The organism is Melioribacter sp., assembly GCF_049325435.1.
Lineage (GTDB): Bacteria > Bacteroidota > Ignavibacteria > Ignavibacteriales > Melioribacteraceae > Melioribacter > Melioribacter roseus.
In genome coordinates this window covers 25,491-45,344 of the sequence record NZ_JBMOLD010000011.1, presented here as the reverse complement: position 1 = coordinate 45,344, position 19,854 = coordinate 25,491, and the positions used below count along the sequence as shown (strand labels likewise).

Sequence of the window (19,854 nt, the reverse complement as noted above, 5' to 3'; positions counted from 1 at the left end):
TTTGAAATGAAAGTTCTGGTATTAAACAGCGGAAGTTCTTCGATCAAATATCAATTCTTCGACACCGATGAGAAAATAGCCCTTGCCAAAGGAATGGTTGAACGAATCGGAATGTCGAGCGCGGTATTGACGCATACGCCCCACGGAAAAGAGAAGATAAGAATTGTGGGCGAAATTCTGGACCATTCGATTGCCATTGAATATGTAATTGCAGTATTGCTCAGTCCTAATCACGGCGTAATTAAAGATAAGAAAGAGATCGACGCGGTAGGCCACAGAGTGGTTCACGGCGGCGAAACTTTTTCCGGCTCGGTTCTAATTACCGATCAGGTGATGAACGCTATTAAAGAAAATATCGAACTGGCGCCGCTCCACAATCCCCCGAATATCAAAGGAATTAATGCAACCAAAGAACAACTTCCTAATGTGCCTCAGGTTGCGGTATTCGATACTGCATTCCACGTTCAAATGCCTCCGAAAGCCTTTTTGTACGGCATTCCATATGAATTGTACCGAAAGTATAAAATCAGACGATACGGATTTCACGGAACTTCGCATCGTTACGTATCGGAAAGAGCCGCGGCTCTCTTGAATCGTCCTATTGAAGAATTGAAAATAATTACCGCTCATTTGGGTAACGGATGCTCAATGGCGGCGGTCGATTGCGGTAAATCGGTCGATACTACTATGGGCTTCACCCCGCTCGAAGGCCTCTTAATGGGAACGAGAAGCGGCGATATGGATCCGTCCGTTATTCTCTATATTATGGGCAAGGAAGGTCTGTCTATTTCCGAAGCAAATACATTATTGAACAAGCACAGCGGATTGATCGGTTTGAGCGGCGAAAGCAGCGATATGAGAGAAATTGAAAACGCCGTGCTCGAAGGGAATAAAAAAGCCAAAAATGCTTTCGACGTATTTACATACAGGATCAAAAAATATATCGGCGCATATGCCGCTGCAATGGGCGGCTTGGATGCGGTAGTCTTTACGGGAGGCATCGGCGAAAATTCCGATATGGTAAGAAGAGACGTCTGCGCCAATATGGAATTCCTCGGTATTAAACTCGACGAAAATCTGAACCAAAATCCCAAAGGAGAGGCTGTTATATCGTCCGAGGATTCGGAAGTAAAAGTATTGCGCATACCGACAAATGAAGAATTGGTTATAGCGCTCGACACGGAAAAAATTGTAAGAGAACAGTTAAATAACCTCCCCTCTTAAAACGGTTTCCTCGGTATGAGGAATTCTTCATAGCATAGCCTCCTTAATTTGTTAAATGCAGGCTCTTACGAGCCTGCTATTTTTTTATAATAACCGCAAATATTATCTTCGCATTAATAATTATAAATTATCCGCGAGGTGCTCAGTGGAATTGTTCTTGAAAGGAAAAACCGTTCTGGTTACTGCCGCCAGTATGGGAATAGGGAGAGCTACGGCAGAGTTGTTTATTAAAGAGGGATGCAAAGTCGCAATCTGCTCCCGCAATAAAGACAATTTGCTTAAAACCGTTTCCGAAATCCGGAATATTTTCAACGTAGAACCGATGTGGGTTGTATGCGATATCAACAAAAGCGAAGACATAGAAACAACGGTCAAAAAAGTAAAAGAAGAATTAGGCGATATCGACATACTCGTAAACAATTGCGGCGGTCCGACGCCGGGTTTCTTCGAAACTATAGACGATAAAAACTGGGAAGATGCTTTTCAGCAGGTGCTTATGAGCGCAGTAAGATTTACCCGGCTTGTTCTTCCGGGAATGAAAGCCAAAAACTGGGGCAGAATAATTAATATTACTTCCCTCTCTGTCAAACAGCCGGTCAATAACCTGGTGTTGTCAAATTCATTTAGAAGCGCGGTAACCGCATTCGCAAAAACCTTGAGCAATCAGGTGGGAAAGTTTAATATAACCGTCAATAATGTAGCCCCGGGTTATACTTTGACGTCCAGACTCTATGAATTAGCCGTTGTGCGAGCCAAGGAAAGCGGAGTATCGCACGAAGAAATTTTATCTTCGATGGCAAACGACGTTCCGATGAAACGTCTCGGACGTCCGGACGAAGTTGCCTCTTTAATCGTCTATCTGGCTTCCGAACAAGCGGGCTATATTACGGGTTCCACTATCGCCGTAGACGGCGGAGTAATTAAATCGACATATTGACATGCAAAAAGAAATCGACTTAATCATACCGCCGGAAAACATCTTTAATTATGAATTTATTCGAAATGCGGCGGCCAAAGAGACCCGGACTAATATCGAAGAGATTACCCGCGTGTCGATAATAAAACGCTCGGTCGACGCACGCAGAAAAAATCCCGTCTACAGAATTAAAGCAGTTGTTTTTATCAATGAAAATCCTGCGGAAGAAACGGTCAATTTTGATTTTAAAAACGTAGAAAAAGGAAAGCGGGTAATAATTGTCGGTTTCGGACCCGCGGGTATGTTTGCAGCCTTACGATTCCTTGAACTCGGCATTAAGCCGATTATACTGGAAAGAGGCAAAGACGTGCGAAGCAGAAGAAGAGATTTAAGAGCCATACAACAATTCGGCATTGTTAATCCCGATTCCAATTATTGCTTCGGCGAAGGAGGCGCGGGAACATACAGCGACGGTAAATTATATACGCGATCGACTAAAAGGGGAGACGTAAAAAGGATTTTAAATCTTCTCGTTTACCACGGGGCGCAATCCGAAATTCTGATTGATTCGCATCCTCACATAGGCTCAAATATTTTGCCTAAAGTAGTCTCTAACATACGCGAAACAATTCTGAAACACGGCGGCGAAATTCATTTCAACTCGCGGGTGACGGATTTTATTATCGAAAATTCGCGTATCGGAGGAGTAATTGTAAACGATGAGAAGGAATATATTGCAGAGGCTGTAATCTTAGCCGTAGGCCACTCTGCTAGAGATATCTATTACTTGCTCGACAAAAAGGGGATACTGATAGAATCGAAGCCATTTGCGCTAGGAGTAAGAATAGAGCACCCGCAAAATTTGATCGACAGTATACAGTATCACTCAAAAAAACGGCATCCGAATTTGCCGGCGGCAAGCTACAGTATTGCCTGCCAGGTGGATGATAAAGGCGTTTATTCTTTTTGTATGTGTCCGGGCGGTATAATCGTTCCGGCTTCTACGGCGCCGGGCGAGCTGGTGCTCAACGGTATGAGTTTATCGAGACGCGATTCGCCGTTTGCAAATTCCGGACTTGTGGTGGCTGTGGACGAAAAAGATTGGGAGGAATATAAAAAAGCCGGAGTTTTTGCCGGATTGGAATTCCAGAAGTCGATTGAAATTGCCGCATTTGAATCCGGAGGAAAAAATCAAAAAGCGCCCGCTCAAAGAGTTATAGATTTTTTGAAGGGCAGGTCCTCGGATTCCCTGCCGCCGACGTCTTACATACCGGGCGCGGTTTCATACGACTTGAACGAATTGTTCCCCGAACGGATTAAAAAGAGTTTACGCGAGGCTCTGCTGATTTTTAATAAAAAGATGCCGGGCTTTATTTCCGCCGAAGCCCAAATTTTAGCAGCCGAAACGAGAACAAGTTCGCCGGTTCGTATTCCGAGAGACAGAACAACGTTTCGGCATTTACAGATCGAGGGTCTTTATCCCGCCGGAGAAGGAGCCGGCTATGCCGGCGGAATTGTTTCGGCCGCAATCGACGGCGAAAAAATAGCCGAGGCGATTGCCGGCTATCTTATGTGAAAATTCTTTTTTGATTAAAATTCAATTTTATTTATTTTGTTGCCAGAGGGATTCTAATTATAAACTTAGATGATGATTGATAAAGAATCATATAATCTGACAGGAGCTCTGCTTGCGGTATTCGATAATATTATTCTGACGGCTTTGTTTATTGCGAGATTATACAGGCGCCCGAAAACGGAATATATTCTCGGCGTTCTATTTCTATTCTCATGTTTCCCCGCATTATTTCTGCTTATAAAAGCTCATTTATTCAATAGACCGTTTATCTATCATCTTCAGTTGATATTGCTGTGTCTGTTCATCATTGTCGAATTTTTATTGGATTATTTATTGAAGATCGATTTCAGGAAAAATAAAATTATAACGACACCTTATGTTGCGTTATCTTATGCCGCGCTTGGCGGAATGACCGGAGCGGCGTCGTATACGGGTATGAAATGGTTGATATTATCGGCTGTTACTTTTTTGTCGGTCGTCTTTCTCAGTTTATACGTTCATATTAAAACGGGATTATAAAATAGGGAATGCCGCATGGAAGCGATTGAAGTCGTTAAAGAATGGGTGAAACTTTTCAATAAAGCAGACGCGGGCGGATTGTCGGAGCTCTACAGCGAAGACGCTGTTAATTACCAAATCCCAAATGAACCGGTCGAAGGCAAAAGCGCAATCAGGGATATGTTTAAGAAAGAATTTGCCGAAGCCGAGATGGTCTGCATTGTGGAGAATCTGCTTCAGGACGGAAATTGGGCTGCGCTTGAATGGCGCGATCCGCTGGGGTTGAGAGGGTGCGGATTCTTTTACATCGAGGACGGTAAAATAAAACTTCAAAGAGGGTATTGGGATAAGCTGAGCTTTATGAAAACACACAATAAATAAATTCGCTTTAACGAGGGTACAAGACATAGTTAGAAGCAATTACTCGATTATTATATATTCTAATTCTTCTTAATTAGCCATATAAATCAACAAACAAAGAGGGACGCATGAAACCAACAGCAATCTTTTTTTTGACGCTTCTGATATCCGGAACTCTTCAGGCGCAATCTCCGGTCGGGCAAGGCACATACACGCTAAACGGTTCCATATCGTACGAAAGCAGAACTAATGACGGCAGCACCTTTAATCAATTTCGTTTCGAGCCGCAAATCGGATATTTCTTCGTCGATAATTTATATACCGCAATTTCATTGACTTATTTTCATTACGGATTTGAAAGCAATTCTGACAATTATTACGGTTTCGGTCCGGCGATTCGGTATTATTTCGATTTAAGCAAAAAATTAAAACCATATCTCGGAGCTGGGATGACTTATATGGAAATGAAAAACGGCTCGTCTTCAAACTATACTGAAATCAAGTTCTCGGGCGGAGCTGATTATTTTATTACCAATTATTTTGCAATTGAAACTGCGATAAATTACAGTAGGATTAAATTGGGGGAATCGAACTTATATTCCGGAAATGACGTAACCAAAATAATAAATTTCAGTATCGGAGTGAATTTCTTTATTCATTGACGATTAAGCGAATACCGACAGGCTGCTCTCAGTTACGGGCAGCCTTTAAATATTCTAAAAGAGAAAAAATATACGTAATTTAATTTGTCACAACCTCCCTTGAATCAATCCAAATTGTTATTCGTCTTTCATTATAGTATATTTTTATCCCAAAAAATCGAGATTTACCTGTATGAGCGTTACCCCGTTAATGGCTCAGTATACGAGGATAAAGAAGGAATATCCCGATACAATCCTGCTTTTCAGGATGGGGGATTTCTACGAAACGTTTGAGGAAGACGCAAAAATTGCTTCTAAGGTTTTAGGCATTACATTAACCAAACGAGCCAACGGCGCCGCAGAGGACGTTCCGCTTGCCGGTTTTCCGCACCACGCCATCGATTCGTATTTACCCAAACTGGTGCGCGCAGGCTATCGAGTGGCGGTTTGCGAACAGGTGGAAGACCCTAAACTCGCCAAAGGAATTGTAAAGCGAGAGGTAATCGAAGTGGTCACTCCGGGTGTGGCTTTCTCGGATAAATTGCTCGACCATAAAAAAAATAATTACCTGCTTTCGATTTACGGAGACGGGGAGAGATACGGACTCGCATTTTGCGACATTTCGACAGGCGAATTTCAAACTTATGAAACGGATAAAAAGCTTTTGCCCGAGCAGCTCGGACTGATTAATCCCGCTGAAATTTTAATTCCGAAAAAATTGAAGAATTTACTCGAGCCGTTAATCGGCAGGTATGCCAAAGACGCAAGAATTACGAAAATCGACGACTGGATATACGACTTCGACTATTGTCAGGATTTGATACTTAATCATTTCGAGGTCAAAACCTTGAAAGGCTTTGGAATCGAAAATATGAATCTTGCAGTGTCGGCGGCGGGAGCGGCTCTCAATTATTTGCGCGAAACCCAAAAAGCCAATCTTCCGCATATAAATCGAATATCGGTTTATAATCCGACCGAGTACATGGCGCTCGATTACGCCACAAAAAGAAACCTCGAAATTTTATTTACGATTCAAAGCGGCGAAAGGGAAGGCTCGCTAATATCGATTCTCGATAAAACCTCCACTTCGATGGGCGGACGTCTTCTTAAACGGTGGATTACAACTCCGTTAAAAAAACTCGAACCGATACTGAAAAGACAGGAATGCGTAGAAGAATTATTTGAGAATAAATCTCTCAGAAAAAATTTACGCGAAGAGTTAAGCGAAATCGGCGACATCGAAAGATTGATTGCCAGAGCATGCACAGGCAGAATTAATCCGAGGGAAGTAATCAATCTGAAAAATTCTCTCAAAAAAATTCATTTGATAAAACAACTGCTCGATCAATCGTCTGCCGAAACGCTTCGGCAAATAAACGACAATATGAATCCTCTTGAAGAATTGGTGGCAAAAATTGAAAACGCAATCAATGAAGAGCCTCCTGCCTCGCTCCACGACGGCGGAGTTATTAAACCGGGATATAATCCCGAACTTGACGAATTGCGCAGTCTGGCGTTCAACGCCAAAGAATGGATTGCGAACTTGCAAAAAGAAGAAAGGCAAAAGACGGGCGTTTCTTCTTTGAAAGTCAGTTACAATAAAGTGTTCGGTTATTATATCGAAATAAGCCATGCCAATAAAGATAAAGTTCCTGCTCATTACATCAGGAAACAAACACTCGTTAACAGCGAGCGTTATATTACTCCCGAGTTAAAAGAATACGAAGAAAAAATTCTAAATGCCCAGGATAATATCGCCAAGTTGGAATTCGAATTGTTCGAACAGATCAGATACCAGATTGCTGCGGCTACCGAGCGGGTACAGACGAACGCCCGCTTGATTGCAATGCTCGATTGTTTCCTCTCGTTTGCAGAATGCGCGGAGCAGTACAATTACGTCAAACCGACGGTCGACGACTCCGATGTTATCGACATAGTTGACGGCAGGCATCCGGTAGTGGAACAGATTTTGCCTCCCGGCGAAAAATTTACTCCCAACAGTTGTCGTTTATCTTCTTCGGAAGACCAGATAATAATTCTAACCGGTCCGAATATGGCGGGAAAGTCGGTTTATTTGAGGCAGATCGGTTTAATCGTACTGATGGCGCAAATCGGTTCTTACGTCCCCGCAAAAGAAGCGCGAATCGGTATAGTCGACAGAATTTTTACGCGTGTCGGAGCCAGCGATAACATAACGACGGGAGAAAGTACGTTTTTAGTCGAAATGCAGGAAGCCGCAAATATTTTGAACAATGCTACAAATAAAAGTCTCATTCTGCTCGATGAAATAGGAAGAGGTACGAGCACCTTCGACGGCATTTCGATTGCATGGGCTATTACGGAATATTTGCACGAAAATCCTGAAATTGCCGCAAAGACTCTCTTCGCCACGCATTATCACGAGTTGAACGAAATGGCGGAGATTTTTCCCAGAATAAAAAATTATAAAGTCGATGTGAGAGAGTACGGCGATAAAGTTATCTTTCTGCATAAAGTCAAACCGGGCGGCGCAGACCACAGTTACGGAATTCAGGTGGCGCAGATGGCGGGATTGCCGGTTTACGTAACAAACCGCGCCAAAGAAATTCTGCTCAATCTCGAGAGTAAAGAGCTGACTCCTTATGAAATTAAAAAAGAAAAAATTTCCCGCATCAGAAAAAACGACGAAATGCAAATAAGTCTCTTTGAAATGAAAGACGAAGAATTGCGTAAAGAAATTGAAGACTTGCCGATCGATTCTATTACGCCGATTGAGGCGCTCAACAAATTGAACGAATTAAAAAGAAAAATTAAAGAAGAGAAAAAAACATGAAACTACTTTATTACGTATTGTTTTTGTCCGTTTTTATTATCTCGTGTTCGGATAAATTATCGCCCGAAGAAACGGCGTACATAAAGAAAATTGAAGAACATCGCGGGCAAGTTAACGAATTTATGAAATCGGACCCCCGCTCACCGTTTAATTTCAAAAATAAAGTGGAATTTCACGAACTGAATTATTTCGATGTAAATCCAGAATTCGTTTTCAAAAGTAAATTGTATGAATATCCGGAAAAAGATACGGTTATAATATACGGAACTAAAGGAGAGCCGAGGGAAACGATTAAATACGGTTATGTGAAATTTCACTACGGAGGAGAAGAATATAAAGTAAATGTATACGAATCGACCGGAAGCGACGGGACAAAATATTATTCAATCTGGTTCACTGATAAAACTACGAACAAAGAATCCTATGGGGTGGGCAGATATCTCGATTTTGAAAAACAGGATGATCCGAATTATATTTACACTATCGATTTTAATCTTGCTTATAACCCGTATTGCGCGTACAACCCGAATTATTCCTGTGCAATACCTTCGAAGGAAGATTATATTCCGTTGGAAATAAGGGCGGGCGAAAAAAAATTTCATAATTAAGGAGGTAATTTAAAGTGGTTGTAATACTCGAAAAAAACGCTACAAAAGAGCAGGTTCAAAACGTAATAAATCATTTGGAAAATTACGGCTTCAAAGTTCATATTTCCGAAGGAGCCGAAAAAACTATAATAGGCGCAATCGGAGTTCAGCCCAATTTCGACATACGAAATATCAGCATCCTCGAGGGAGTGGAAGACGTTTACAGGGTTACCACTCCGTACAAACTTGCCAGCCGGAGTTTCAAAGAGGAAAATACTGTAATAAAAATTAAGGACGTGGAAATTGGCGGCAATAAAATAGCAATGATGGCGGGTCCATGCTCGGTCGAAAACGAAGATCAGATTTTCAAACTTGCCGAAACCGTAGCCAAATCCGGCGCAAAAATTTTAAGGGGCGGCGCGTTCAAACCGAGAACCTCGCCTTATTCGTTTCAAGGTTTGGGCGTCGAAGGTTTGAAAATGATGCGCGCGGCAGCCGATAAATATAACCTGCTTGTAATAACCGAAGTAATGCAGATAAGTCATATCGAGTTGATCGAACCGTACACCGATATTTTCCAGGTGGGCGCGCGCAATATGCAAAACTTTCCGTTGTTGAAGGAACTGGGCAATGTGAAGAAACCGGTTATGTTGAAACGCGGCATTGCCGCTACGATCGAGGAATGGCTCATGTCTGCCGAGTATATTTTGAGCGGCGGCAATCCGGATGTGATGCTCTGCGAAAGAGGAATCAGAACATTCGAAACTTACACGCGAAATACTTTCGACCTGTCGGCTATTCCGATTGTCCATAAGAAGAGTCATTTACCGGTAATAGCCGATCCTTCTCATGCTACCGGATTGCGCGATCAGGTGCCGCCGATGGCAAGAGCCGCCGTAGCCGCTGGAGCGGACGGTTTAATGATCGAGATACACGACGACCCAGAAAGGGCTCTTTCTGACGGCCCTCAGGCTTTATTACCCGATACTTTTATAAATCTGATGAAAGAGCTCGATGCTATAGCAAAGGTAATTAACAGGTCATTATAAATTGCACTTTAAAAAAATAGCTTTTCTCGGTTTGGGATTAATCGGCGGGTCGTTAGCCAAAGCGCTTAAATCGGCAAATCCCGGTTTGTTAATTTCGGCTTACGACCGCCGCGATGTGCTCGAAAAAGCGCTCAACGAAAAGGCAATCGACCGCGGACTCGATACAGTAGAAGATGCATTGGACGACGATTTGATATTCCTTTGCTTCCCCGTCGACAAATCGATAGAAACTTTTAAGAATTTGATTCCGAAACTGAAGCCGGGGCAGACAATATCGGACGTCTGCAGCGTAAAAGAAATATTCCATCAAATATGGAACGAATGCGGCGGCAATTGCAGCGGGTTTTATATCGGCGGTCATCCTATGGCGGGAAAAGAAAAAAACGGTTACGAGCATTCCGATTCTACCTTATTTGAAAACAGCGTTTATATTTTAAGCGACTCGTCAAAAAACTATCCGACGTTGAATGAATTTGCGGATCTTATACATTCAACCGGCGCGCATATTACTTTCTTGAATCCGAAAGTGCACGATATAATAGTTGCTGCAGTCAGTCATTTGCCGCAATTACTTTCGGTATCGTTGATTAACTCCGCAGTTATTAAAGACAGCGATATTAATTTCTTCGATTTCGCAGCAGGCGGATTCAGAGATATGACTCGCATTGCCGCCAGCGATTTTAACCTCTGGGAGCCGATAATCAGATACAATCAAAAAAATATTTTACAGGCTATAGATAATTTTTCGTACGATCTTACGGAATTGAAAAACGCTATAGAAAAGGGAAACTACAAACTATTGGCGGAAAAATTCGAAAGCGCCCGCAAAAAAAGAGACGAAATTCCAAAGAATACTAAAGGCTTTATCAACCCGCTCTTCGACATTTTTGTCTTTGTTAAAGACCAGCCGGGAGTGCTTGCCAAAATAACCTCTGCGCTCTATGAAGCGGGAATTAATATAAGGGATCTGGAACTGTTGAAAATAAGATTAGGCTCCGGCGGCACGTTTAGGATTTCTTTCGAAACTCAACAGGACGCGGATAAAGCCAAACATATTATCGAGAGCATCGGATTTACGACGCGCATTTAATCGTTACGGATTTCCGGAGGCAATTTATCCTTACCTTAAATAGTTATATTTGATTATATTACACATCATAAACCAGATGAATAAAGCAAGATGGCAAAAACTAAAGTCGCTTCGTCGCTGTTTCCGTATAATCTAAGTAAAAATTCGTATCCCAAATATGAATTTCATGTTGCGGCAGATATCCGAAAAAAATACGATATCGAAGATGAATTCTTTTCGATAGAAGGCAATTTGGTTTTTGCAGACTTTCATGCAGTCCGCAAGCTTGTTCATAAAATCAACTCTAAGCGAAATCCTTCGGATTACGTTCAGGCAGGCAAAGTTAATGCAGCGGCATTAATCGACGAAATTTACCATTACCTTTTCAGGATTTATGAGGAAAACGTTAATCCGGGAGTAATCGAACGAGCCGCCGATTTTATTACGAAACATTTGAGTGAAAATCAGTATAGAAAGTTGCTGTTTGAATTTTTAGAATTATTCCCTACTACCGATATATTCAGGGGGCGTATCGGAATTTACGATTATCTCAATTCGATGACCGCCGGGAAAAAGAATACCGATATTGTACTGGAAGAGTTGATACTTCTTCATTTTGCAAATCAAAATCCCGCTAACAAAAAAATCAGAGAATTATTCGACGATAATTATTTCAAGGAGAAAGACCTTTATTACAAGAGTATAGAAATTCTGGAACAGTTCTTCAAAGAAGAAAAGCGCTTCGGATTGGAAAATCAGGATTTATTTACTTTTTTCAAAACGCCGTTTCAATACAGTCCGGAAGATATAGAAGGGCAACTCGATTTTATAAGAGAAAAGTGGGGCGTTTTATTAAATGAAGATTTTTTGAAAAAATTATTGCGCAGCAAAGATTTTATTAAAGAAGAATATATACAGGGCGGAGGTCCCGGCGGAGCGCCGGCGGTAGCTCCGAATTTCTTTGGAGTTCCGGACAATGCCGATATTCTTCGTCTCGGTAAATCAGGTTATCAGTATGCCCTCGAAGCGCAAAAAGATTATGAAGAGCCGGAAAATTTTACCGCCGATACCGATTGGATGCCCAAAGTAGTATTGATTGCAAAAAATACTTATGTATGGCTCGATCAACTGAGTAAGAAATACCAGAGGCCAATAAAAAGACTTGATCAAATACCCGATGAGGAACTCGAAACTTTAAGACGCTGGGGGTTCAACGCGCTCTGGTTGATCGGCATATGGGAAAGAAGCAGCGCATCGAAAAAGATTAAACACTTGATGGGAAATGTAGACGCTATCGGGTCGGCTTATTCACTCTACGATTATATAATTGCCGAAGATCTGGGCGGAGAAGAAGCTTATCAAAACCTGAATAAAAGAGCCAGACATTTCGGCATACGTCTCGCAAGCGATATGGTGCCAAACCATACGGGAATTTATTCCCGCTGGATTGTGGAACACCCGGATTATTTCATACAGGCATCTTACCCTCCGTTCCCGTCATACAGTTTCACGGGACCTAATTTGTCGGACGATCCGTCTGTCCAAATTCGAATAGAGGACGGGTATTGGGATCGTTCTGACGCGGCTGTCGTATTCGAATGGATTAATAATCATACGGGCGAAAGGCGTTATATTTATCACGGCAACGACGGCACTAATATGCCGTGGAACGATACTGCGCAACTGGATATGATCAAAGCGGAAGTGCGCGAAGCCGTAATTCAGAAAATATTCGAAGTGGCTCGCAAATTTTCGATTATTCGATTCGACGCGGCGATGACTTTAACCAAAAGGCACTTTTCGAGACTCTGGTATCCGGAACCGGGCAAAGGCGGGGACATCCCCTCGAGGTCGGATTTTTCGATGACCAAAGAAGAATTCGACAGATTGTTTCCCAAAGAATTTTGGCGCGAAGTAGTCGACAGAATTAATCAGGAGATGCCCGACACTCTACTCCTTGCAGAGGCATTCTGGTTAATGGAAGGATATTTTGTAAGAACGCTCGGCATGCATCGGGTCTATAATTCGGCTTTTATGCATATGCTGATGAAAGAAGAGAACGATAAATTCAGGGATTTGATTACGAACACACTTGAATTCGAACCTGAAATACTAAAACGGTATGTTAATTTTATGAGCAATCCCGACGAAGAAACAGCAATAAAACAATTCGGCTCGGACGATAAATATTTCGGTGTTTGTATCTTAATGTCGACTTTGCCCGGATTGCCGATGTTTGCTCACGGTCAAATTGAAGGTCTTACCGAAAAATACGGAATGGAATATCAAAGGGCGTACTATCACGAATCGCCGAATCAATGGTTAATCGACCGGCATGAAAGAGAAATATTTCCTCTCCTCGGCAAAAGATATTTGTTCAGCAATGTTGAAAATTTCTGGCTTTACGATTTTATTGACGACTACGGGCATGTCAACGAAAACGTAATATCTTTTACCAACAGGGAAAACGACGAGAAGACTCTCGTGTTTTATAATAATAAATACGAAGCAACCTCCGGGAAAATATTCAGATCTACGCCCAAATTGGTGCAGCGAGGAGGTAAGAAAGAATTACACGTAAAAACTCTTTCAGACGCTCTCGACATTAAATCCTCTAAAAATTATTATTACGTCTTTAGAGAACATGTAACAAATCTCGAATATCTCAAATCCGGCTATGACCTTTCGATCGACGGATTCTATATAGAACTAAAAGGATTCCAATCTGCTGTGTTTCTGGATTTCAGAGAAATCTACGATGAATTCGGAGATTGGAAAAAGCTCGAACGTAAACTACAGGGGAAAGGCGTTCCAAGCATATCTCGAGCAATGATAGAAATGCAACTCGAACCGATACACAAAACATTCCTCGATATTTTCGAAGATGATTCATTGGAGGAATTTTACGATAATTATATTCACGGATCGGAAGATATAAACAGCGGAGAATCAATTTTAAAAGGGAGATTCAATAAATTAATCGACACCGTTTGCGCGCAATTTGAAATCGAGTCGGATAATCATTTGATATGGAAAAATTTCGAACTCGAAGTCGAAGCCCTGAAGTTTCTAAACGGCGCATTACAGAGGCATTTTATTGTGGATGAAAATATTCCGAATAAGGAACTGCATAAAGCAATAATTACAAATGAATACAGAAACTACAAAGACGATACGATCCTTTATTTGATATGGCTGGTAGTATCGAATATGTCGTCGCTTTTCGAAGACGATGGAGATTTGAACAAGAAAAATTACATTAACAAGATATTGCTCGATTCGCCCATCAGGCAAATACTCAAAAGAATCGGCAAGGGCGAATTCGAATTGTTGCGGGAATTATTGCTGCTTAAAATCTTGCAGGACATCAATAACGGAGCCATCGAAATGTTTTGCGACGGCGGGAAGAATGAACAAGTAGAGAACGGAAAATACGAGTTCAATTGTATACTCAATTTGCTGAATGACGAGTCGGTTAGAACATATATCGGTGTCAATGAATACGAAGGAGTAGTTTATTTCAGCAAGGAAAATTTCGAGGAATTTTTAGATTGGCTATTTACGCTCTCGGTAATCGAAAAAATAATTATGTATATACTCACGGAAAATGATAACGAAAGAGCCGAAGAAAATTCGGAAAAAGAAATAGTGAAAATCATTAATAACGCTTTCAAGAAATATACAGTGATTAAAAAGCTTTCGGAAGAATCCGGTTACCGACTCGATATATTTAAAGATTTTTTGAGAAAATAATAAAACGGCAGAGCCGTTATGACTCCGCCGTCACAGGGGTTGTGTGAAGCACAGCTCATAGAGCTGAACTTATAAATTGGGAGTTATTCTCAATCCCAAGCTGTTCGTCCATCCTGAGAATTCCATTCCGTTGAAATAAACGCCCATGTCGAAATTAATCGAAAGATTGTCGAGCAGTTTATAATCGACGCCTGCGCCATACCGTGCGTACAATTTGAATTTATCGTCGGAGGGCAAGTTGTCGTAGTCATATTTCTTATATGACGTGACAAATCCGGCGGATATATAGGGAAAGATCAAATCAGTATTAAACGGTTTAACTACGGCGGTTAAACCGGTTCTGTAATCGGTTTCTTTACCGCTCAATTCTTTCATGTCGCCTTTCAGATATTCTACTGTAAATGCTACGGTAAATTCTTCTGTAATGTCGTATCCGGCTAGCGCTCCGTAACCGACGGGAGTTTTTATATCGGTAATTCCTTTGTCGCCGATGTTGTTGAAGTGACTGAAAATAATTCCTGCCGAGACTCTGCTTTGAGAAAAAGCGGATAGCGGCAAAGTTACAAGTATCAATAACGTTAATAATCGTTTCATTTTATACCTCTGTTTAATTTGTGAATTCTGATTAGAGAAGCGGCTAAGTAGAACAATAGAAGCAATGTAAGATGTAAAATCTCGGGCAGGAGGTTTGGAATGCCCGCCCCGGCTTGAGATAACCGCGTAAAAAGATTCATGTAAGGCGTGAATGGCGCTGAATAACTCAACAATTTAATTACAATAGGCATTGCATCTAATTTCCAGCTGTATCCCGAAAAGAGAAATATGGGATACGATGTGAGAGCCATTATCTGAAGCGCGTGTAATTTTTTCTTGAAGAATGAAGAAATAAAAATACCGAAATAAACAACGCTGCCGAGGAACAGAAATCCGGTTATTGTAAGAACGATATAACTGCCTTTGAAATCAATTCCGAACAGAGGGAAAATTATAATAGTAAAAAACAACAGATATACGGAATACAGAAGTATATAGTAAATACCCTTCGCAATAAGTGTTTGCAATATACCGTAATTATCCCCCCACAATGTGATTTCGTCGTTTTCCCTCATTTGGGCTATGCTTTCGGAAACGCCCATTAATAGCGTCTGGTGCAATATAAGAACCAAAACGGCGGGTATTAAATAATAACCGTAGCTGTCCGACAAATTAAACAAGTTACGGATTTCAAGTTGCACGGGCTCGGATAATATCTTCGCCTGTTCCGGAGCATAGCCTTTCGATATGAAAACAGAACTTTTAATTTCATCGTTGATAGAAGCGACGGTTTCGTTTATACCTTTATTTAAATCATTCGAAATCAAAAAACGCGATGTGTTCAGATATACTTTAATAGCGTTCTTTTCGTGTCTTTTCAATCTTTCTTCGTAATGCTTCGGAATAACAATTATTCCCTGAACCGAGCCTTCGCTTAACAACTTTTCGTCAGGGAATTCGATTTCGTATTTGACGCCGATATTAGAGTGGGCGTCGAGTAAACGAATTAATTCTCTCGAGGATTTTGTTTTGTCTAAGTCGGCCACAGCCACCGGAACGTCCCGCTCCACTTTATTGATATATACGGAGCTGTAGAAGAAAGAATAAAATAACGGAGCGAGAATGAGTATTGAAAGAAGATCAAAGTCTCTTCTAATGTTTCGCGATTCGTCGACAATAAGGCATGTTATATTTTTTATGATGTTTTTAATTCTCATTTAAGTTGTTCGCTGGTAATTTTATTGATTCTGTATTTTAACGCAATATATGCCGCTGCAAATGTGATTATCGCAAAGAATATTAGCGCAGCTAATTCCGACGTCATATCTGACGGATTCGCGCCGGCGCGGATGATTTTTATAAAGGCTTCGAGGAAGTACGTAAACGGCATTGAATAAGCCAGGGCTTTATGAACCGAGGGCATTGCCCAAACCGGGAAAGTATAACCGCTGAGTATAAAAGCGGGGGTGTTTATGAATATTGTCAGCTCGGTTGCAAAAAGTTGATCATTAAATAACGAGGATATCAATATACCCGAATTGACGTTGACGGCGATGAAAATAATAAATAGCAGTAATAATACGACGTACGAACCATTAACAGCTATATTGTAGAGCGGAAAAATTATAAAAAGAATTATCAACGTCATGAAAAAATAAAGCGTAAAGTAAGGCGCGAACTTTCCCGCAAAGATTAATAAAGAGTTCCCGCGCGAAATCAAAATCAGTTCTCCAAAGGCTCTTCCGGTAAATTCGGAATTTATTATCAGCGACGTCGAAAGCATAATAGCGATCTGAAGCGTAAAAGCTATTAAGCCGGGCGGCAGGTAGCTCACGTAACTGTAGTTGGGATTATAGAGCGAACTCGTTTCTATTTTAACCGGATTAACCAACGGGTAGGCGATTGTTTCGTTCATCGAATTCTTTTCGAATTTATTAAGCAGCGTTCCGGCCGAAAAAGTCTTGACGATTGTGGAAGCGTCTTTTAATATGAGATTGCTCGTAATAATATTAGAGCTGTTTTTGTACACAATTATCCTAGATTGCAGCCCTCGCTTAATTGAACGTTCGAAATCCGAGGGTATATAAAAGACCGCTTCCGTTTTGCCGCTATTGAAACCGTCTTCAATCATATCGATTGAAACGTATGAATCGATTATTTCCATTGACGGGGAAGCGTCGATAAGCCGTATTAATTTTCGCGAAAGCTCGCTTCTGTCGCAGTCGTAAACCGCTACGGGCAACTCGCGTAAAATTTCTTTTTTATATATCGAATTGAGTATCAGTATAAGAATGAAGGGCATAACAACCGCAATGAATATTGAGGTTCCGCTCATGCCCCGAATTTCTCTCTTTGCGATACGATATATTGTTTGCAAATTCATTTCCTAATTCTCTAAATTTATCTGAGCCGTCATGCCCGGCAGAAGCTTGAAATTATTATCAATTGGGACCAGATGAACTTCAAAGGTTTTAAGATCGAAATCGCCTTTCCGGTTTGTAGGTTTCCAATCTGCAAAATCGCCCAAAGGGGAAATGTAATTAACCTTCACTGACAGTTCCTTGTTGCCGAGAGCCCGAATGGTTGCCTTGAAAATTTTCCCCTTGGAGATATTTTGCATTTCGTCTTCTCGGACGTGAAGTATTACATATCGGTCGTTTTCGGGAAGAATTGAAAAAACTGGGTAGCCTGAATTAATCAGTTCTCCTATATCGGCGTAGATGTCGGTTACTTCGCCTGAAATGGGAGATTTAATCACAAGCTCCTCATAATAAGCCAGAACTTCGTTGTAGGCGTTCTCCGCTTGAGTAACAAGTCCGCGCGCCGCCGAAATCTCTTCTTCGCGCGCGCCTTTGAGAGCCATGTCGTATTTGGCTTTTGCGGCTTCCATCTGGGCTTTTGCTGCATTGTATTTAAATTCGATTTCGTCGAATTCCTGCAGCGAAATAACATTTTCTTTATATAGCTCTTTAAATCGATTATAAGTTTTGGAAACGTATTCGTATTGAGATTTAGCCTGGAGATATAAATTCATAGCGGCTTCTTTTTCTTCATCACGAGCGCCGTTGAGAGCCATCCGATATTTCGCATTCGCCGCTTCTAAGGCTCCTTTTGCCTGTTTCAATTTGGCTTCGAGCTCCCTGCTTTCAATTATTGCAAGTGTGTCTCCAATATTTACTTTGTCTCCCTCGCGGACAAATATTTTCTTAAGCCTTCCGGGTATTTTAGAGGATACGTCGACTTGACGAGATTCGACCAAACCGGTAATAATCTTTTCGTCGCCGGAGGAGATACCGGAAAATGCAATAAAGAACGCTAAACTGAAAAATACGATTGCTAAAGATGGAATTATGATTTTCTTATTCATGTGAAAGCTCCTGATTCTTCCAAACGTCAAAAAATTTGTCGAAATCACCCGAGGCATAAAATAGCTCGGCTAACGACTTATAATATTGGTATAAAGAGGCGGTTCTCTCGAGTTCGACTTTTTCGAGAGACAATCTGGCGTCCACGACCTCCAATGAAGTTCCCATTCCGTTCAGGAATCGTTTTTCGTTTTGTCGAAGGTTTTCTTGGGCTAATTTCATGTCGGTTTCTAACTTCTTAAATCTTTCGGAAGCGTTATTAGCTTCGGTGTATGATTTTGTAATCCATAGATTAATCTGCTGAAACGATTCGTTCATTGTCTGTTCAACTTCGGATTCCAGATAACTTGCTTTCTGCAAATCGAGATAACTTCTGAAACCGTTGAACAAATTGATATTTAATTGAAGTCCTACTGCCCAACGCGGCTCCAGGGAAGATAAATACTCGGGATACATTTCGTATTTTCCGAAAGCGAGCAGCTTAGGTAAAAACTCGGAACGGGCAAGATTATAATTTTGTCTGGCGGCGTCTTTTTTGGTTCTAATGATGTTTAACAGCGGCTGCTTGTTAAAAGCTTCGGCTTTTAGTTCGTCAATGCGCAAATCCGTATTGTTATAGGAAAGGCTGTCGGTCAGTCTTATTTCGGCATTCTGTGGAATATTTAAGAGTTGCTTGAAATTTATGAGCGCAAGCTCCAGATTGTTTTTGTCGTTAAGTAAATTTGTTTCGGCGTCCGCAAGCGCTACTTCCGCTCTTAAATAATTATTATATGAAATCAGGCCTTCTTTGTATAATTTCCAGGCGTCTTCCTTATGCTGACGGATACCCTCGAGTACCGATTGTCTGGTTTTGACTATCTCTTCTATTAGAATCACTTGAAAGTATGCATCGGCGACTTTATAGCAAAGTTGATTTTTGACTGATTCCAATTCGAGTTCGGCAGACTTAAGCTCGCTCGATGCGTAATTCTTTGCAGCCAAAAGTTTACCGCCCAAAAAGATGGGTTGATAGCCGACTAAGGTGGCGGTTTTAAAATCCTGTTTTTTAAAAGTCATACTGAACGGGGAGAGAAGTGAATTCAGCCCCGAAGCAATTTGTGTTCGTACCGCCGATTTTTGGGCGTCGTTAAATGCAGGGAGACCGTTTAAAATATTATAAATATTTTGTAGTTCGGTCTGCGAAGCGGCTTCCAGGCTTATGATGGCATCTTTAATCGGATTCAAGTTTATACTCATGTCGTCATTTAAGTGAGTGTACGATGCCTCCACCGAGACCGAAGGTAGAAAATTACCCCAGGTTTTCTTCTCTTCGGCCTGTTTTGATTTAAGGCGGGACTCGTATTTTTTTACCGTAAAACTGTTTTCAAGTGCAAGCTCAATCGATTCTCGAAGAGATATTTCGAGATATTGAGCTTTTAATATGCCGGCAATAAAAAACAACGTTAAAAGAATTTTGCTTCTATGCATGGC

General features: G+C 41.3%; 16 protein-coding genes. 11 read left to right on the top strand and 5 right to left on the bottom strand.

Annotated elements, in window-relative coordinates; all coding sequences use genetic code 11:
- The first annotated feature begins 6 nt into the window (after nucleotides 1–6).
- The 11 genes from ACOYVE_RS08025 to ACOYVE_RS07975 all read left to right on the top strand — a co-directional run bounded on the left by ACOYVE_RS08025 (nucleotide 7) and on the right by ACOYVE_RS07975 (nucleotide 14,485).
- A complete protein-coding gene (locus ACOYVE_RS08025; protein ID WP_014856590.1) occupies nucleotides 7–1,224 on the top strand; it encodes an acetate/propionate family kinase in 1,218 nt (405 codons plus the stop codon).
- 145 nt (nucleotides 1,225–1,369) lie between these two features.
- On the top strand, nucleotides 1,370–2,161 hold the full coding sequence (locus ACOYVE_RS08020) for an SDR family oxidoreductase (protein ID WP_014856591.1): 792 nt from the start codon (nucleotides 1,370–1,372) through the stop codon (nucleotides 2,159–2,161).
- Between the two features lies 1 nt (nucleotide 2,162).
- On the top strand, nucleotides 2,163–3,716 hold the full coding sequence (locus tag ACOYVE_RS08015; protein WP_422881492.1) for an NAD(P)/FAD-dependent oxidoreductase: 1,554 nt from the start codon (nucleotides 2,163–2,165) through the stop codon (nucleotides 3,714–3,716).
- Nucleotides 3,717–3,785: 69 nt separating this feature from the next.
- Nucleotides 3,786–4,235, top strand: coding sequence for a hypothetical protein (locus tag ACOYVE_RS08010; RefSeq protein ID WP_014856593.1), 450 nt, complete (start codon nucleotides 3,786–3,788; stop codon nucleotides 4,233–4,235).
- Nucleotides 4,236–4,250: 15 nt separating this feature from the next.
- Complete coding sequence (locus ACOYVE_RS08005) at nucleotides 4,251–4,595, top strand: nuclear transport factor 2 family protein (RefSeq protein WP_014856594.1); 345 nt, start codon at nucleotides 4,251–4,253, stop codon at nucleotides 4,593–4,595.
- 107 nt (nucleotides 4,596–4,702) lie between these two features.
- Nucleotides 4,703–5,236, top strand: coding sequence for an outer membrane beta-barrel protein (locus ACOYVE_RS08000; RefSeq protein WP_014856595.1), 534 nt, complete (start codon nucleotides 4,703–4,705; stop codon nucleotides 5,234–5,236).
- 172 nt (nucleotides 5,237–5,408) lie between these two features.
- On the top strand, nucleotides 5,409–8,027 hold the full coding sequence (gene mutS, locus ACOYVE_RS07995; protein ID WP_014856596.1) for a DNA mismatch repair protein MutS: 2,619 nt from the start codon (nucleotides 5,409–5,411) through the stop codon (nucleotides 8,025–8,027).
- Complete coding sequence (locus ACOYVE_RS07990) at nucleotides 8,024–8,635, top strand: DUF1684 domain-containing protein (protein WP_014856597.1); 612 nt, start codon at nucleotides 8,024–8,026, stop codon at nucleotides 8,633–8,635. The genes mutS and ACOYVE_RS07990 overlap by 4 nt, the downstream gene beginning before the upstream one ends.
- A gap of 14 nt (nucleotides 8,636–8,649) precedes the next feature.
- Complete coding sequence (aroF, locus tag ACOYVE_RS07985; RefSeq protein ID WP_014856598.1) at nucleotides 8,650–9,663, top strand: 3-deoxy-7-phosphoheptulonate synthase; 1,014 nt, start codon at nucleotides 8,650–8,652, stop codon at nucleotides 9,661–9,663.
- A 1-nt stretch (nucleotide 9,664) separates the two neighbouring features.
- The gene (locus ACOYVE_RS07980) at nucleotides 9,665–10,753 is read left to right on the top strand and encodes a prephenate dehydrogenase/arogenate dehydrogenase family protein (RefSeq protein WP_014856599.1); all 1,089 of its coding nucleotides are present in this window, start codon (nucleotides 9,665–9,667) and stop codon (nucleotides 10,751–10,753) included.
- A gap of 90 nt (nucleotides 10,754–10,843) precedes the next feature.
- Nucleotides 10,844–14,485 (top strand): alpha-amylase family glycosyl hydrolase, encoded by a 3,642-nt coding sequence (locus tag ACOYVE_RS07975; RefSeq protein WP_014856600.1) that lies wholly within the window; start codon nucleotides 10,844–10,846, stop codon nucleotides 14,483–14,485.
- A gap of 69 nt (nucleotides 14,486–14,554) precedes the next feature.
- Here the strand turns inward: ACOYVE_RS07975 and ACOYVE_RS07970 are convergent, their stop codons facing one another.
- The 5 genes from ACOYVE_RS07970 to ACOYVE_RS07950 are packed head-to-tail and all read right to left on the bottom strand — an operon-like array spanning nucleotide 14,555 to nucleotide 19,851.
- Nucleotides 14,555–15,079 (bottom strand): outer membrane beta-barrel protein, encoded by a 525-nt coding sequence (locus ACOYVE_RS07970; protein ID WP_014856601.1) that lies wholly within the window; start codon nucleotides 15,077–15,079, stop codon nucleotides 14,555–14,557.
- Nucleotides 15,076–16,236, bottom strand: coding sequence for an ABC transporter permease (locus ACOYVE_RS07965; RefSeq protein WP_014856602.1), 1,161 nt, complete (start codon nucleotides 16,234–16,236; stop codon nucleotides 15,076–15,078). Before ACOYVE_RS07965 ends, ACOYVE_RS07970 begins: the two co-directional genes overlap by 4 nt.
- On the bottom strand, nucleotides 16,233–17,354 hold the full coding sequence (locus ACOYVE_RS07960; protein WP_157867377.1) for an ABC transporter permease: 1,122 nt from the start codon (nucleotides 17,352–17,354) through the stop codon (nucleotides 16,233–16,235). Before ACOYVE_RS07960 ends, ACOYVE_RS07965 begins: the two co-directional genes overlap by 4 nt.
- A 51-nt stretch (nucleotides 17,355–17,405) precedes the next feature.
- Nucleotides 17,406–18,386 (bottom strand): HlyD family secretion protein, encoded by a 981-nt coding sequence (locus ACOYVE_RS07955; protein WP_014856604.1) that lies wholly within the window; start codon nucleotides 18,384–18,386, stop codon nucleotides 17,406–17,408.
- Complete coding sequence (locus ACOYVE_RS07950; protein WP_422881487.1) at nucleotides 18,379–19,851, bottom strand: TolC family protein; 1,473 nt, start codon at nucleotides 19,849–19,851, stop codon at nucleotides 18,379–18,381. Before ACOYVE_RS07950 ends, ACOYVE_RS07955 begins: the two co-directional genes overlap by 8 nt.
- Nucleotides 19,852–19,854: the final 3 nt, after the last annotated feature.